The sequence below is a fragment of the bacterium genome, assembly GCA_024742285.1.
GTDB lineage: Bacteria > Myxococcota_A > UBA9160 > UBA9160 > UBA4427 > UBA4427.
The window spans coordinates 132,438-148,096 of the sequence record JANSYR010000001.1 but is presented as its reverse complement, the minus strand read 5'-3'; the positions used below and the strand labels follow the sequence as shown (position 1 = coordinate 148,096).

At 69.6% G+C, this 15,659-nt stretch carries 15 protein-coding genes; 8 read left to right on the top strand and 7 right to left on the bottom strand.

Going from position 1 to position 15,659, the window contains the following annotated elements; all coding sequences use genetic code 11:
- Positions 1-10 precede the first annotated feature (10 nt).
- The gene (locus tag NXI30_00670) at positions 11-670 is read right to left on the bottom strand and encodes an RNA polymerase sigma factor (protein ID MCR9092704.1); all 660 of its coding nucleotides are present in this window, start codon (positions 668-670) and stop codon (positions 11-13) included.
- Positions 671-864: 194 nt separating this feature from the next.
- On the opposite strand from NXI30_00670, the gene NXI30_00665 reads away from it, so the two are divergent.
- On the top strand, positions 865-1,773 hold the full coding sequence (locus NXI30_00665) for an MBL fold metallo-hydrolase (protein ID MCR9092703.1): 909 nt from the start codon (positions 865-867) through the stop codon (positions 1,771-1,773).
- A complete protein-coding gene (locus NXI30_00660; GenBank protein MCR9092702.1) occupies positions 1,770-2,264 on the top strand; it encodes a cupin domain-containing protein in 495 nt (164 codons plus the stop codon). The genes NXI30_00665 and NXI30_00660 overlap by 4 nt, the downstream gene beginning before the upstream one ends.
- Positions 2,265-2,282: 18 nt before the next feature.
- On the opposite strand, the gene NXI30_00655 is transcribed toward NXI30_00660, so the two are convergent.
- The 3 genes from NXI30_00655 to NXI30_00645 are packed head-to-tail and all read right to left on the bottom strand — an operon-like array spanning position 2,283 to position 4,406.
- On the bottom strand, positions 2,283-2,777 hold the full coding sequence (locus NXI30_00655; GenBank protein MCR9092701.1) for a MaoC/PaaZ C-terminal domain-containing protein: 495 nt from the start codon (positions 2,775-2,777) through the stop codon (positions 2,283-2,285).
- Positions 2,774-3,628 carry a sugar phosphate isomerase/epimerase gene (locus NXI30_00650; protein MCR9092700.1) on the bottom strand — a complete coding sequence of 285 codons (855 nt, stop codon included), beginning with the start codon at positions 3,626-3,628 and terminating at the stop codon, positions 2,774-2,776. The genes NXI30_00655 and NXI30_00650 overlap by 4 nt, the downstream gene beginning before the upstream one ends.
- A 37-nt stretch (positions 3,629-3,665) precedes the next feature.
- Positions 3,666-4,406 carry a dienelactone hydrolase family protein gene (locus tag NXI30_00645; protein MCR9092699.1) on the bottom strand — a complete coding sequence of 247 codons (741 nt, stop codon included), beginning with the start codon at positions 4,404-4,406 and terminating at the stop codon, positions 3,666-3,668.
- Positions 4,407-4,484: 78 nt separating this feature from the next.
- Between NXI30_00645 and NXI30_00640 the strand changes: the two genes are divergently transcribed.
- A complete protein-coding gene (locus NXI30_00640) occupies positions 4,485-5,171 on the top strand; it encodes a nitroreductase family protein (GenBank protein MCR9092698.1) in 687 nt (228 codons plus the stop codon).
- Positions 5,172-5,193: 22 nt separating this feature from the next.
- Here the strand turns inward: NXI30_00640 and NXI30_00635 are convergent, their stop codons facing one another.
- Positions 5,194-5,946, bottom strand: a complete 753-nt coding sequence (locus tag NXI30_00635) for a tetratricopeptide repeat protein (protein ID MCR9092697.1) — start codon at positions 5,944-5,946, stop codon at positions 5,194-5,196.
- A 229-nt stretch (positions 5,947-6,175) separates the two neighbouring features.
- On the opposite strand from NXI30_00635, the gene NXI30_00630 reads away from it, so the two are divergent.
- Positions 6,176-8,590: a PEP-utilizing enzyme gene (locus NXI30_00630; GenBank protein MCR9092696.1), complete on the top strand. Its 2,415-nt coding sequence runs from the start codon at positions 6,176-6,178 to the stop codon at positions 8,588-8,590.
- 21 nt (positions 8,591-8,611) lie between these two features.
- On the opposite strand, the gene NXI30_00625 is transcribed toward NXI30_00630, so the two are convergent.
- Positions 8,612-9,466, bottom strand: a complete 855-nt coding sequence (locus tag NXI30_00625) for an LLM class F420-dependent oxidoreductase (GenBank protein ID MCR9092695.1) — start codon at positions 9,464-9,466, stop codon at positions 8,612-8,614.
- 149 nt (positions 9,467-9,615) lie between these two features.
- On the opposite strand from NXI30_00625, the gene NXI30_00620 reads away from it, so the two are divergent.
- From NXI30_00620 to NXI30_00605, 4 genes are all read left to right on the top strand, one after another.
- Positions 9,616-10,239, top strand: a complete 624-nt coding sequence (locus tag NXI30_00620) for a DUF2867 domain-containing protein (protein ID MCR9092694.1) — start codon at positions 9,616-9,618, stop codon at positions 10,237-10,239.
- Between the two features lie 150 nt (positions 10,240-10,389).
- Positions 10,390-12,684, top strand: coding sequence for a PQQ-binding-like beta-propeller repeat protein (locus NXI30_00615; protein MCR9092693.1), 2,295 nt, complete (start codon positions 10,390-10,392; stop codon positions 12,682-12,684).
- A gap of 130 nt (positions 12,685-12,814) precedes the next feature.
- Positions 12,815-13,969 (top strand): thiolase family protein, encoded by a 1,155-nt coding sequence (locus NXI30_00610; protein ID MCR9092692.1) that lies wholly within the window; start codon positions 12,815-12,817, stop codon positions 13,967-13,969.
- Positions 13,966-14,433, top strand: a complete 468-nt coding sequence (locus NXI30_00605; protein MCR9092691.1) for an OB-fold domain-containing protein — start codon at positions 13,966-13,968, stop codon at positions 14,431-14,433. Before NXI30_00610 ends, NXI30_00605 begins: the two co-directional genes overlap by 4 nt.
- Here NXI30_00605 and NXI30_00600 read toward each other — a convergent pair.
- Positions 14,390-15,619: a DUF1214 domain-containing protein gene (locus NXI30_00600; GenBank protein ID MCR9092690.1), complete on the bottom strand. Its 1,230-nt coding sequence runs from the start codon at positions 15,617-15,619 to the stop codon at positions 14,390-14,392. The genes NXI30_00605 and NXI30_00600 overlap by 44 nt on opposite strands.
- Positions 15,620-15,659 lie beyond the last annotated feature (40 nt).

The window sequence follows — 15,659 nt, the reverse complement described above, 5'->3', positions numbered from 1 at the left end:
CCCCCGTAGGTCAGGCGGCGACGGGGCTCCGCCGTCGGGCCGCGCGCTTCTTTCCGTCGCCGTCCGCCGCGTCGTAGCGCGCGCGCAGATCCTTGAGTCCGCGCAGGACGCGCATCTTCGTGGCGGGCTCGGAGAGGCCGAGGCGCTCCGCGATCGCGCGGTAGCCGAGGCCGTCGAGGGCCCGCAGCAGGATCGCCTGCCGCGTGAGGGGATGGAGCTCGTCGAGGGCGGAATCGAGCCAGTCGCGAAGGAGCGGATCGCCGTCGATGTGCGTTTCGCTGTCGCGGCCCGGATCGAGCCGGTAGGCCTCGTGGCGGCGATCGCGGCCGGCGCGTCGGCGGAGCTCGATGCGGCAGGCGTTCAGGGTCACGACGGAGAGCCAATGGGAGAAGGGCCGGTCGGGGCGGTAGCGATGGAGGAAGCGGTGGACGTTCACGAACACTTCCTGGACGACGTCCTCGGCTTCGCTCTCGTCCCCGAGGATGCGGGTGGCGCGGCCCTTGATCCGGCCCGCGTGGCGCTCGACGAGGAGCGAGAAGGCCAGAGCGGCGTCCGGGCCTCCCGCCTGGCAGCGTCGGACGAGCTCCGCGTCGGGGTCCTCGAAGCGCGCCGGGCTGTCTTCCAGCTGCGTCGGGACGGTGGTTTCGATTTCGTTCTCGCTGGCACGCATGGCGTACTCGACTCCCATGGGGTTCGGAGAATGGGTGATCTCCCGTCTGCGGCCCGTGCCCGTTCATTTGCGTCCGAAGGTCATCTTTTTGGTGGGAACGGATCCCCTTCTTCGATACACGGGCACGCAGCCCGCGGGGGGGGCGACCGCGGCGCGCGTCGCAGGCCCGGGGACGGCCGGTTAGCCTCCCCGCGATGGCCATCGACTGGGGCGAACAGGAACGCGAGCTGACGGATCGGGTCAGCGTGTTGATCGGGGAGAAGGGCGGCGGCTATCCGCACGGCAACTCCGTCCTCGTTCGCGGTACGAGCGAGACTTTCCTGATCGATCCGTCCGTGACCGTCGTCTCGAAAGGCGGGGCCCCGGCCGCGGTCGACGCGCTCCTGCACAGCCACGCCCACGAAGACCACATGTGCGGCAACCGCCTCTTTCCCGACGCACGGGTCCACATCCACGAACGGGATCTGGTCGGGATCCAGAGCGTCGACGGTCTGATGGGCATCTACGGAATCGAGGATCCCGGCGTCGCCGCAGGATTCGAGAAGATGGTCCTCGAAGAGTTCCACTTCGAGCCTCGGCCCGACGCGCAGGGCTTCGCCGGCGGCGATCGCTTCGACCTCGGCGGGATCGCGATCGAAGCCGTCCATCTCCCCGGACACACCCGGGGCCACAGCGGCTTCCGGATCGAGGGCGAGGTGTTCTTCCTCGCCGACATCGACCTGACCGGCTTCGGTCCCTACTACGGGGACGCCTGGAGCGACCTCGATCAGTTCGAGGAGAGCCTGCGCTGCGTCCGTGACGAAGAAGCCGCCTACTACGTGACCTTCCACCAGAAGGGTGTGATCGAAGGACGTGAAGACTTCCTGAGGCGACTCGACGGATTCGCGGGCGTGATCGACCGGCGCCACGGGGCCATGCTCGAGTTCCTCGCCGAACCGCGCTCGATCGACGAGATGGTCCGCCACCGCTTCATTTACCGACCGACGGCGGAGACGCCGATCGCCGACCCGGTCGAACGCCGGAGCGCCGAGCTCCACATCGCGCGCATGCTCGAACGCGGCGAGGCCAGCGAGGTCGAGCCGGGCCGCTACCAGGCCGCATGAGCGACGCGGCGACCTCCCTCGCGCCCGCGGTCCGCGAGCTCGTCGAGCGCCTGGCGCTCGTGCCGCATCCGGAAGGCGGCTTCTTTCGCGAGACCTGGCGATCGCCGATCGAGCTCGCGGCGGAGTCCCTGCCCGAGGGCTACCCGGGACCGCGGGCGGCGATGACGTCGATCCTCTTCCTGCTGCCGACGGGAGCGTCGTCGGCGCTCCATCGCGTCCGCTCCGAGGAGCTGTGGCTCCATCATCAGGGGGACGCCGTCGAGCTCGGGATCGGACCGACGATCGAGGCCGCGAGGGCAGAGGCCGGACGTTCGACGCTCGGGCAGGATCCGGCCGCCGTGCTGCAGGCGATCGTGCCGGCGGGGCACTGGCAGACGGCCCGGGCGCTCGAGGGTCCGGCGGGCTACGCCCTGGTCGGCTGCGTCGTCTCGCCGGGCTTCGACTTCGACGACTTCGAGATGCTGGACGACGGATCCGGCGGAAGCGCCTAGCTCGCGGCTCGGAAGCGCCTAGCTCGCGTTTCTCGCGCGGACGATCATCTTCGCGTCCATCGTCAGGACGGTCTCTTCCGCCTGGTTCAGCACGGTCTGGCGGGTCTGGACGACGCCGGTCTCGGGACGCGACTTCGAGCGCCGCGCCTCGACGACCTCGAGGCGCAGGCTGAGGACGTCGCCCGGACGCACGGGGCTCGGCAGGAGCAGCTGGTCGAGGCCGAGTCCGGCGTAGAGGGCCGGCCGGACGGGCAGCTGGTTGTGGAGTGCGTTCCGGATCGCGAAGGTGAGACAGCCCGGCGCGACGAGTCCCCCGAACGGGCCGTCCTTCGCGGCGACCGGGTCGGTGTGCATCGGCTGCGGGTCGAAGCGGCGGCCGAATTCGAGGATCTCCTCCTCGGTCACGACGTAGCGTCCGCCTTCGAGTCGCCGGCCCGCCTCGAGGGCCTCCGCGTAGTCCTCGAGATGCCAGAGCTCCGGATCGGCGGCCAGGGCGTTGATCTCGTCGCTCAAGCGCTCTCTCCGCGCGCTTCCCGGAGAACCGCGCGCATCGCGTCCGCCGTCCGACGACCGACCTCCTCGGGCGACATCGTCTCGTGGTCCTTCTGGATGACTTCGACGCCGATCGGCGCGAGCGACCCGATCGAGTCGAGCGTCTGCACGAGGTCGACGAGCGGGATGTCCCCGTCGCCGGGAAGCCGTCGCGCCTCCATCGCCTCGACCATCAGGTTCTCGCCCGGTCGCTCCGGCGCGTCGTTGAACTGGGTGCTGCCGATCCGTTCGCCCGGGATCTTCGCCAAAGCCTCGAGATCCCGCGCGCCGCGGAACCAGTGCCACGAATCGAACATGATCGTGGTGTTCGGGCAGCCCGTGCGTTCGAGGAGGTCGAGGGCCGTCGTCACGTCGGGCACGCCGCACCAGGGCAGGAACTCGAAGTTGACGTTCCGCCCCTGCTCGCCGGCCCGCCGGGCGATCTTCGCGAGATCTTCTGCGGCGCGGTCGCGGTCGAGCTCGCTGCCGAACCCCTGCGCCACGTTGATCGCGTCCGCGTCGAGGGCCTCGGCGATCTCGAGGAAGCGATCGGTTCCGACGATCTCCACCATCGCCTCTCCGGGCTTCGGCAGCGCCTGCTCGGTCCAGCCGAGCAGACAATCGACGTCCGTCACGACGAGCCCGTGATCGTGGATGAAGGCCTTCACGTCGCGAAGGGACAGGCCCTCCGACTCCGCGCGGGCCACGTCCGAGGGCCAGATCGTGATGCCCTGGTACTCGCCGGCGACGGCGGCGGCGACGATCTCGCGGACGCCGCCTCCCAGGATGTTGGTCGTGTTGAAGACGAGGTCGTGGGGGCCGAGGTCGGACATGGGGCCAGTCTAGGGGGCGCGCGCCGCGTCCGCCGGGTCAGGACGGGAAGAGCTCGGCGAGGAAATCCGTCAGCGTCTGCCAGGAGCGGCGATCGGCGGACGGGGAGTAGAGGGCGGCGCCGCCGGGCTCCTGGTATCGCGCGTTCGTGAAGGCGTGCACGGTGTTCCCGTAGGCGACGAGCTGCCAGTCGGCGTCTCGCGCGCTCATCTCCGCGGCGAAGTCCGGGATCGCCTCCGGCGGGACGTAGGGGTCGTCCCAGCCGTGCAGGACGAGCACCTTCGGCTCGATCGGCCCGGCGAGCGCTTCGCTTCCGTCCGGAAGCGCGGGGGCGGCGAGCAGACCGTGAAAGCTCGCAACGCCGGCGAGGTCGGCGTTCATGCGCGCGAGGTCGAGCACGCACATCCCGCCGAAGCAGTACCCGATCGCGGCCATCCGCGTGGCGTCGACCTCCGGGAGCGCTGCGGCGGCTTCCAGGCCGGCGCGCAGTCGCGCCTGGAGGTGGCGTCGGTCCGCCTGGAAGGGCTCCATCAGCTGATAGGCCTCCTGGTCGTCCGTGCCCTTCACGTCCGCTCCGTAGACGTCGAGGGCGAAGCCGGCGTAGCCCAGGCCGGAGAGGGTCACGGCGCGTTCCTCTTCGAATCCCTGGTTGCTCTTCATCGCGTCGTGCACGACGACGACGCAGGGCCGCGGCTCCGTCCACGCGTCGTCCCAGGCGAGCTCGCCTCGGAGCGGGTGGCCGTCGTGGTCGTAGTCGATCGATCGGATGCGCGCGGTCATCGGTGGGGCTGCTCCTCGTGGAGCGCGGAGCATCGCCTAGTCTAGGGTCCGGGAGCAACGGCTCGGCGAGGGAAGAGGATGAGCGACGGAACGGACGCGGGGCTCGAGGAGGGGACCGCCAGCGATGACTTCTTCGAGGTCGTGTCGACGGCGCGATCGGTGCGGCGGCGACTCGATTTCGATCGCCCGGTGGCGCCGTCGTTGATCGAACGTTGCATCGACGCGGCGGTCCAGGCGCCGACCGGGCTCGACCGCGAGGCCTGGCGCTTCGTCGTGCTGACGGATCCGGAACCGAAGCGAGCGGTCGCCGAGCTCTATCGCGAGAGCATGGCCCAGCTGGCCGAGCGGATGGCCAACCGGCTCCCGGAGGCCATGAAGGGCGCGAAGCTCCCGAGTGAGCGGCCGACGTACGTGGGGCTCGCCGAGAATCTCCAGCGGATGCCGGCGCTGATCCTGGTCTGCTCGCTCGGTCGGCCGGACCCCGCGAATACCGCGATGCAGGTCGCGTTCTACGGCTCGGTCCTGCCGGCGGCCTGGTCGCTCATGCTCGCGCTGCGCGCGTCGGGGCTCGGGACGACCTGGACGACGCTGCTCGTGAGCGAGGAGGAGCGCGTCGCGCAGGCGCTCGGGATTCCGGAGGACGTGACGCAGACGATCCTGCTGCCCGTGGCCTGGACGAAGGGAGCGGTTCTTCGACCCGCCGATCGGAAGGGTGCGGCGGAGGTCACGCACTGGAATCGCTGGGAGGGGTCGCGGCCCGAGTAGCCGCGCCTCCCGTCGGAGGGGGTCAGCCCGTCGAAACGCGACGCAGTCGCGGGGGCGACTCGATCACTTCGGCCAGCGATTCGACGAGCGGTTCGAAGTCCCGCTCGACGATCGGGGGAAGCGACTCGCTCCGTCCGAAGCTGCGCAGCCAGAGCCAGGCGAAGCGCGGGGATCCGGTGAGTCGGAGCTGCAGCGCGCGCACGCGGCGGAGCATCGTCCCTCGCACGCGAAGCGCCAGCGTCGCCAGCAGCTCGAGGGCGAGCTCCGGCTGATCGCTCGCGGCGTAGAGCGCCGCGAGATCGATCAGCAGGTCATCGTCCCAGGGCTCGATCTCCCGCGCGCGGGTGAGCAGCGCGATCGCCTGGCCGCGCTGGTTCGGTCCACCGAAATGCATGCGCCCTTCGATCAAGGTCTCGAAGGCGCCTTCCGGCTTCTTCATCTTGAGCTGGAGCTCGGCGCAGAGTCGCCAGGCCTCGAACTCGCCGGGAACGAATCGGCAGGCCTCGCGATAGACCGCGAGGCACTCGGAGTACTGTCGCGCGCGGGCGTAGTCCATCGCGGCCCGGCGATAGAGCTGCCAGGCCTCGAAGGGCTCCCCCGCGCAGGCGAGCATCGGTGCGACCCGAAGCGCGACCTCGAGGTTCGCCGGGTTTTCGACGAGGAGGCGGCGATAGAGCCGGATCGCGGCGCGCGCCTTGCCCCGGGTGCGGGCGCGATGGGCGTCGGTCAGGAGCTGGTACTCGCGAGAGCGCACGGGGCGCAGGGGCGTCGCCACGGGAATCTCCGGACCGGTCCGCGCCGGTCGATCGGGTGGTTCTGGACGGATCGGCGTCGCGGGGCCGGTGCGGGTGACGGCGATCACCGGTGCCGGGCTTCCGCGCGGCGTCTGCCGGTCCGCGCGGGTGGCCTTCGCGGCGTCGCTCGCGCCGGCAGCTGGGGCATACTCCCGCCGCGCCGATGCCCTGCCGCGGGCGTGCCTCCCTCGTCCTCCCTCCGGATTCCGCTTGTCCTCCTCCATCCAACTCCTCGAGCTCGATGCGATCGCGGGTGCGCCCGTCGGTGGCAAGGCGGAGGGGCTCGCCCGGCTGATGGCCATGGGGCTGCGGGTGCCGGACGCGATCGCGGTCGTGGGGCTCGGCGAGGACAGCGACTCGGCGGCGCGCGCGCGATGTGCGCAAGCGATCCTCGCGCGATTCGGTCCGGGTCGGCTGGCGGTGCGCTCTTCGGCGATCGGGGAGGACGGTGCGGAGACGTCCTTCGCGGGGCAGTACGAGACGGTGCTCGAGGTGGAGGGCGAGGCTGCGCTCGTTGCGGCGATCGAACGATGTCTGGCCTCCGCCCACAACGCACGGGCCAGCGCCTATCGCGAGACGCAGGACGAATCGGCGGACGAGGGCGAGCCCGTCATGTCCCTGGTCGTTCAACGGATGGTCGACGCACGGGTGTCGGGGGTCTGCTTCACGGCCTGCCCGGTCACCCATCGTCGAAACCGCCTCGTGATCGATGCCGCGCTGGGTCTCGGGGAAGCGCTGGTCTCGGGGGCGGCGAGTCCGGACCATGAAGAGCTCCTGCGCCGCGAAGAGATCTTCGCGCCGACCCAATGTGCCGGGGAGAAGGCGGTTCTCGAGGACGCCGAACGTCGCGCGATCGCGACGGACGCGATCCGCGCCGAAGAGACGGTCGGTCTCCCCCTCGATCTCGAGTGGTCCATCGATCGCGAAGGCACCCTCTGGTGGCTGCAGGCGCGGCCGATCACGACCCTCGGCCCCGATCCGCAGGCGCTCGATACGCCGCTGCGCTTCGCCTCCGACGTGCACACCCGTTGCAACGTCGGCGAGATGATGCCGGGGGCCGTGTCTCCGCTCACCTACTCGACCTGCGCGCGCGGGATCGACGAAGGCTGGCAGCGCATCAAGGACGATCTGCGCATGCCGCGGGATCGTTTCCCCGCCGAGCCCTATCTCGCGATGTCCCATGGCCACCTCTTCATCAACATGAGCGAGGGGGTGCGCTTCGCCTCCGGCGTCAGCGGCGGGACGGCGGATCAACAGAGCCTCGCGCTCTGTGGCCGGATCGTGCCCGAGATCGTCGAGCCTCCCGCGGCGCCGCTCTGGCAGCGGATTCCGCGCCTGCTGCGCCAGATCACGTCGATGCTCCGACCGGGTCCGCGGATCCGCCGGATGGAGGCGCTCGTCGCGAAGGGGCCGGTTCCGGCCGGGGAGGACGGGCTCGCGTCCTGGCGCGCGATCGATGCACGCATCGGGGAGCTCTTCGAGGCCTATCAGCTTCACCTCGTCGTCTCGTCCACCGCCGGAGCCCTGTCGCCGATCCTCCTGCAGATCCTCGCGCGGGGCGAAGCGCCGAGCGACGAGCACCATGCCGTCGTGGCGTCCGTTCTCTCGGGGGCGACCGACGTCGAGAGCGCCGACATCGCGCTCGGCGCCGAGCGCGTGCTCGAGGCGATCCTCGCAGAGCCCGAGTCGGCGGCGACCTTCGCGGCCTCGACGCTCGAGTCGGCGCAGGCCTGGCTTTCGGGCGACGTGTCGGGCGGGGCCGGCACCGCCTTCCGGGACTATCTGGCGCGCCACGGCCATCGCAGCCTCCGGGAGCTCGACATCCGTCAGCCCGAGTGGCGCGAAGACCCGACGCCGGTCCTCCGATCGCTGCAGACGCAGGTGCGGGGTCGTCTCGATTCGCAGGCCGGGTCGACGCCAACGCGCGCGAGCGCGCCCGCCCAGCGACCGGCCGGGGCGGCACGCTTCGATCGCTTCCAGTTCCTCGCGCACGCTGCGGTCCGCAATCGCGAGCGGACCAAGTCGCTCCTCGTCGAGACGACGGCGCTCTTCAAGCGCGCCTATCGCGCGCTCGGCGCGCAGCTCGTCGCGGAGGGGCGCTTGCCCGACGCCGATGCCGTCTATTTCCTGCTGCACGAAGAGCTCGAGGCGCTCGCCGCGGCTGCGCCGGGACACCCGTTGCGAGACGAAGCCCTCGGTCGTCGTGAGGCGTTGGCCTATCAGGAGACGCTCCGGTTCCCGGAGGTCGCCGTCGGACATCCGCAGCCGGAGCCGATCGACCTCTCGGGTGGGGACGACCGCGTCGTGGTCGGCAAGCCGGTCAGCCGGGGAAGGGTCGAGGGCCGGGTCCGGGTGGTGAAGCGCCTCGAGGAGGCCGAATCCCTGAAACCGGGCGAAATCCTGGTCGCTCCGATCACGGATGTGGGCTGGACGCCCTATTTCGCCGTGATCGGCGGCCTCGTGACGGACGTGGGGAGCGCCGTGTCCCATGGCGCCGTGGTGGCGCGGGAGTACGGCCTGCCCGCCGTCCTCAACACGGGGAACGCGACCGAGATCCTCCGGACCGGCGAACGCGTGGTCCTCGACGGCGATCGGGGCACGATCGAACGCCTCGACCGGGACTGACGCCGGGGCTCCGATCCGAGCTCAGCCGAGCCAGTCGAGGATGCGCTCGCCGTGGGCGCGCAGCCCGTCGAGATCGCGACCGACGACCGGTACGACGATCTGCTCGACGCCGAGCTTCGCGAACTCGGCGACCGCGGCGGCGCTCTTCGCGTCCTTCGAGGGTGACGCGATGATCCGCCGGTCTGCGAGGGATGCACCGACGCGCGAGAGACGTTCGGACAGGTGCTCGAGATGCTCGGCGCAGCGGGTCGGGGTGAGGTCGAAGCCGAACCAACCGTCGGCGTGGGTGGCGACGCGGCGGAGGGCTGCGGGGCTCTCGCCGCCGACGAGGATCGGCGGATAGGGCGTCTGCACGGGCTTCGGATGCGCCCAGGCGCCGCGGAAGGAATGGAACTCGCCTTCGAAGGTCAACACCTCGTCGGTCCAGAGCACCTTCATCGCCTCGAGCGATTCGTCCATGCGTCGTCCGCGCTCTTCGAAGGGGAAACCGAGGGCTTCGTACTCTTCGCGTTGCCAGCCGACGCCGACACCGAAGTCGAAGCGGCCGCCGGAGAGACGATCGAGATCGGCGACGGCCTTGGCGAGGTAGACGGGGTGACGCTGGGGGACGATGCAGATGCCGGTTGCGAGGCGGATGCGGGAGGTGGTGGCGGCGAGGAAGGTGAGGGCCGCGAAGGGATCCAGCACGCCCTTCGGATCGCCACGCAACCGACCGTCGTCCGAGTAGGGATATTTCGCTTCGTACTCCGGGAAGAAGAGGACATGCTCCGGGACCCAGAGCGAGTCGAAGCCGAGCTCTTCGATCAGCGCACCCGCGTCCCGGACGAATCCGGGGTCCCGGCTGCCGTCGAAGCCGATGATCGCACCTCGCAGCATGTCGGATCTCCTCCTCGTTCCGGGCCTCGGCTCGATCGTCGTCGATCGACGGTCCGGCGCAAGTCCCGTCCCGGACGCCCCGATTCGCTGCACTGGCGCCGCGCAAGCCTTCCCTACCTTCGGAGAGCGCCCGAAGGAGTCGTCCCGCCATGCGACGACCGAACGACGACCACCTCGCCCAGCCCTATCGCGTGCACGCCCTCGCGCCGGACTTCGAGCTGCTCGACGTCTGGCGCTACCCGATCGTCGCGCCGAAGGACGTCGCCTTCGCGACTTTCCTCGAGTTCATGGTCGAGTCCCAGCGAGCCCTCGTCTCTGGAAACGGGCCGGCGGCCCGCCTCTTCCGCCTGCGCGGATGGCTCGGGGAGCGCTTCGGCTGGGATCGCGAAGAGAGCAGGCCCGACGAGGATACGCCGCAACGCGAGTCCCTTCGGGCCCGGCTCCCGGCGGCGGACCGGGACGCGGCGGACCCGATGGCGGATCTGCGGATCGACGGCGACATCGGCTTCGACGCGATCTATCGGAACGAGAACGAGAGCCTCGGCGAGATCCGGAACGCGACGGTCCACGCCCTGATGCACCTGGGTCGCGTGGAAGTCGAGGGCGGTTGGTCCCCGCAGATGGCGGTCTACGTCAAGCCGCGGGGCGTATTCGGTCGGTTGTACATGGCGGCGATCGGGCCGTTCCGCCACGCGATCGTCTACCCGGCGATGATGCGCGCGGCGGAGAAGGGGTGGCCCGGATTCCTCGCCCGGCATCGCGACGCGGACTGAGCGGATCCGCCCGCCGCGGGGACCGATCGCGAGGCCCATCGCCTCTTCGAACTCGCGAGACAGATCGGCGAGCCGACGTCGCGCGTCGTCTGCTGATCCCTTCGTCTATGCTCGCGACCCGCGTAGGCACGCGGGACGAGGAGGGGACGCGTGACGAGATGGCATTCGGTTCGGCAGGCGGTGGCCTTCGTCGCGGGGGGCGTCCTGGCGCCGCTCGTGGCGAGCGCGACCTTCATCGCGCCGGAAGAAGCACCGGTCGACGCGGACGCCTCGCCGATCGGCGGCGTCTACGCCGAGGGCGGCTGGTCGACGCTCCACCGGAGTCCGGCGAACCGGAAGTTCGTGCCGTCGGCGCCGCTCCGGATCGCTCGGACCGATCGCCACCTGCTGGAGGGAGCCGCCATACTGACGGCGCCGACTTTCACGCCGGATGGCGAGACTTTCTTCGTCACGACCGGTCAGGGCGAGGGCGCCTCGAACCTCCACGCCTTCGACCGCGAAGGGACTCCGCTCTGGCGTGCCCCGGCCTGGACCGATCCGGCCGCTGGCGTCGATCCCTGCGCGATCCTCTCGAGCCCGATCGTCGACGCGGCCGGCGACGTCTACATCGGCGACTGCAACCAGCTCTTCGCCTTCCACGCGGACGGCCGATCGAAGTGGACCGTCGATCTCCCGCCGACCCGGGACGGGGACTGGATCGTGTCCGAGGCGCTCCCGGTCAATGCGTTGACGACGGCGGTGTTCACGCGGGACGGCGACGTCTTCGGCGTCACGAACTTCGGGGACGTCGTCGTCTTCGATCGCGCGACCGGACGTCGCCTGAACGATGACCTCCGCCTTCCCGGCCACGTCCCGCCGGAGTCCGGGGTCATGCCGCGCCCGCCTTCGATCTTCGAAGGAGGGCTGGTGGCGGAGGCGATCCGCGAGTGGGCCTGGCAGCTGTTGGCGGGCGGGGCGATGCCGTCGGCGAACACGCCGGCGGTGGACGTCGAGACGGGACGCATCTTCGTCGCCGCGACCTCCACGACCGAGGGGCTCGGGGCCCTCCACGCGCTGGACCTCGAGACGCAGGGGCAGGGCGAAGCGCGCCGGGTCGTCATCCGCACGGCCTTCGTCACGGACATGGGCCCCGGGAGCGGCTCGAGCCCGACGCTCTCGCCGGCCAGGGATCGCGTCTACGTCTCCGACGAGAACGGCGTCTTCTACGGGATCGATGCGCGCGCGGGATCGATCGTCTGGCAGGTCGACACGAAAGCGACCTCCGCGGCGGCGGCGGTCGGGGGGAACGGAGACGTCTACGCGCTGCAGGCCTTCGGGCCGGCGCTGATCGCGATGCGCGAGGACGGAACCGTCCGGTGGGAGAGCGAGCTCGCCCACCTCGCGAAGGCCAGGCTCCCGAAGAGCTTCTGGCTCGGCGAGCCGCAGGCGATCGGGAACGGAAATCCGACGGTGGTCGGCGGAAACGTCGTCGTCCCCGTCGTCTACGGCTACGAGACGAAGCTCTTCGGTCGGACGATTCCCTGGCCGGTCGAGTCCGCGCTCGTGGAGATCGATGGGGCGACGGGCCGGGGAATCGGCGACTTCCTCGAGCTCCCGGACGATTCGACCGGGATCACCGTCGTGCTCGCGGACGGCACGATCCTGAGCAGCCTCGGGACCGCGCTCACGTCGGGGGTCGCGCCGCTCTACGGGCTCGCGGATCGTCTGCTTCCCGGGGATCGCAAGGCGCTGCGTGCGAGCGGGGGCTTGCTGCTGAGCCGCCCCTGGGCGCGGCCGGTGGACGCAATGGCGGAACGTGTCCAGGCGCGCGTCGGCGCCGATCCGGAGAAGGATGGACTGCGTGAGCCCCTGACCGCGATTGCGCTCTCCGGGATCGAGTCGGGCGATCGGGTCGCGGACCTCATGGCGGGCGACGGTTGGTGGAGCGAGGTCCTCGCTGCGGCGGTCGGCCCGGAAGGCCACGTCGTCTCCCAGAACAGCGCGCTCGTCGCAGAACGCTACGGCGAACGGATCGCGGAACGGCGAGCGACGGGGGGCCTGGAGGGGGTCGAGGAAGTGGTGCAGGAGCTCGACGAACTCGATCTCGGCTCGCAGCGCTTCGACTCGATCTTCCTCGCGCTCTTCTATCACGACACGGTCTGGATGGCGCTGGACCGGGTCGAGATGAATCGGCGGATCTTCGAAGCGCTGCGACCGGGGGGGACCTTCGTCGTGATCGATCACCGGGCGGAGGCCGCGGCCGGGACGTCGGTGGTCGAATCGCTCCACCGGATCGCGCCACGCGTCGTCGAGAAGGAAGTCACCGCCGCCGGCTTCGTCCTGGAGGACGTGTCCCCGCACCTCCGCAATCCAGCCGACGATCTCTCGCGGAGCGCCTTCGACCCCGAGCTCCGCGGACGAACCGACCGCTTCTTCCACCTGTACCGCAAGCCCGAAGCCGAATAGCGCGTCTGCAGCGAAGCGAAGCGACGGCGCTCCGTCGGACACCCAGGCGGCCGGCGTCTCGTTTTCCTCTTCGATTCCGACGGCTTGGATGGGGACGTCCGGACGGGTGCTTTGTGGCAACATCGATCGCATGAGGAATCCCTTCGATGGCGTCGCGATCGTCGGCGCATACAACACGGTCCAGGCGAAGCAGCTGCCGAACTGGACGGAGCAGGGCCTCGTCCTCGATGCGATCCGCGGCGCACTCGCCGACGCGGGCCTCACCCCGGGCGACGTCGATGGCGTGAACATCTCGAGCTGGGTCACGCGAATCGCTTCGCGCACCACGGCGCAGTGGTTCGGAGGTCGACCGGCCTGGACGGGGACGGCGTCCCCGGGCGTCGAGGGCGTGCTCGAAGCCGCCGCCGCGATCCAGACCGGGCAGGCCGAGACGATCGTGATCGCGACGGCGCAGTGCGGCGAGTACACCGACCGTGAGTCGACCGTCTCGTGGACGCGACCCGAGAACGAGTTCGTCGAGTGCTGGGGCCTCTACACGGCCGCGGAGTTCGCGCTGATGGCCCAGCGGCACATGCACATCTACGGCACACCCCGGGCCGCGCTCTCCGAGGTCGCCGCTTCGATCCGGAGCAACGGCGCGCTGAACCCCGACGCGGTCTTCTTCGGTCGCGAGTGTTCGCCGGCGGAGGTGGAAGCCTCGCGGATGGTCGCGGACCCCTTCCATCTCCTCGATTGCTGCATCGCCTCCGAGGGCGGTGCGGCGATGGTGCTCACGACCGCCGAGCGCGCGAAGGATCTCGACTGCGAACCGATCTACGTCCTGGGCGGCGGGATGGATCGCCAGGGCATGTCCTACGTGACCGCGCCGGTCTGGGAGCGCTACGGCTGGGTCGGGCGCCGCGCGATGGAGATGACCTTCGAGCAGAGCGGTTTGTCCCACAAGGACGTCGACTTCGCCGAGTTCTACGACCCCTTCTCCTTCGAGATCATCCGCCAGCTCGAAGCCTTCGGGTTCTGCAAGGAAGGGGAGGGCGCCGACTTCGTGCTCGAGGGACGGATCCGCATCGACGGGGACCTCCCCGTCGCGACCAACGGCGGGATCATGTCCTACTCCCACGCGGGCGTGGCGCAGCTCCTCCAGAAGCCGATCGCGGCGGTCCAGCAGCTGCGCGGACAGATCACCCCCGAACTCCGACTGCACGAACCGAAGGTCGCGCTGGCGACGAACGGCGGTTCCGGCGCGCTCTTCTGCGACGTCATGGCCCTCGGAAAGGAGCCCGTATGAGCGCCGGGAAACAGATCCCCCTCCCGCGTCCGACGCCCATCTCGCAGCCGTACTGGGACGCCTGCAAGAAAGGACGCCTCACGGTCCAGCGATGCCAGGACTGCGACGCCTATACCTTCATTCCGCAGCCCTGCTGTGGCGAGTGCATGGGCGAGAACCTCGAGTGGGTCGAGTCGACCGGGCGCGGCTCGCTCTACAGCTTCTCCACGGTCTATCGCCCCCAGCAGCCGGTCTTCGAGACGCCCTACACGGTCGTGATCGTCGAGCTCGAAGAGGGCTACCACATGCTCTCGAACCTGATCGGCGTCGAGCCGGAGGACGTCGCGATCGGCACGCCGCTCGAAGTGTTCTTCGAGGAGATGTCCGAAGAGATCACCCTTCCCTATTTTCGGGTTCGCGTCTTCGCCGGCGGCGAGGGCGCTACGCGGGACGTCGGTCCGCCGCGGGGATGTCGGAGGCCTTGATGACCTTGAAGGTCGCCTCCATGAGGGGGTCGGCGAGCAGGGTACGGATCAGGATCTGGCCGTTCTTGTTGCCTTGTGTGGTGATCCAGTTGAGGGTCCCCGGGTCTTCGGGCGCGGCGTAGATCCTGAAGCTGCCGTCGGCGTTCGACACGACGTCGCTGCCCTGGATGCCGACCTTGTAGTGCCGGAAATCGCCGCTCTCGAGATAGCGGGTCAGGATCTGCAGGTTCCAATAGCGGCACGGGACGTCCTTCCCCTCGACCAGGATCACTTCGTCCGCGGCGATCTTGAACGTGCCGCCGATGTACTGGATCCCCGGCCCGGGCAGATTGTTGCGGACGAGCTTCGGGTCGATCATGGCCGCGAGCTCTTCCGGCGTGTACTCGTCCGACGACGCTTCGTCCAGGACGAGCTCGCCCTCCTCGATCCGGGTCATGCTCCCGCTGCGTTCGCTCGTTCCCTCGTACTCGATCCGATTCAAGCCGATGAAGATCGACAGGCCCAGGGAAACGTCCGTCGCATCCTCGACGAAGTCGACGACCCGGCGGAGCCCGCTCTCCAGCTGCTCTTCGTCGTAGTGGGCGAGGGGGGCGGTCTCGGAGAGGCACTCGAGGGTCATCGCCGCCGATCGCTTCTCCCCGCGATCGACCGCGTCCACGAAGGTGTCGAAGTACTCTCGCGTGAAGAGGATCGGGTTCCGACCCTTGAGCTCGATCCAGTTCCGGGCACCGTCCGGGCGCTTCTCGGACAGGTAGACCTCGGCGATCTGCTGCCCGAAGACGTTGTCCCAAACGAGATCGTCGTCGATCAGGTGATCGACGATGTAGTAGGTGTCCTCCTCGTCGTAGGCGTAGACGGTCGCCGAGAAGAACAGGTCGTCGCCGCGTCGGATGGCGTACTTGTAGACGAGGTTCTCGTCGAGCTTCGCCTCGCGGTAGAGCGTGTCCGTTCCATCCCCTTTGAACTTCCGGATCGGCGTCATCATCCGCTTGAGCTCCGGGAATCGACGGTCGGACTCCATCTCGAGGTCGTGGGCAGCGGAGATGAGACGAAGCAGATAGCGGTAGCCCTCGGCGCGTTCGCGTTCGCCTCGGGCACCGGTCGGTGCGACGATCTTGTCGCCGATGCGCTTCAGCGCGTCGGCGAATTCGTTCCAGGCCTTCTGGGCGCGAGAGGGTTCGGACATCGGAGTCTCCGTGCATGGGGTGGGGCGCAGGATTCGGAAC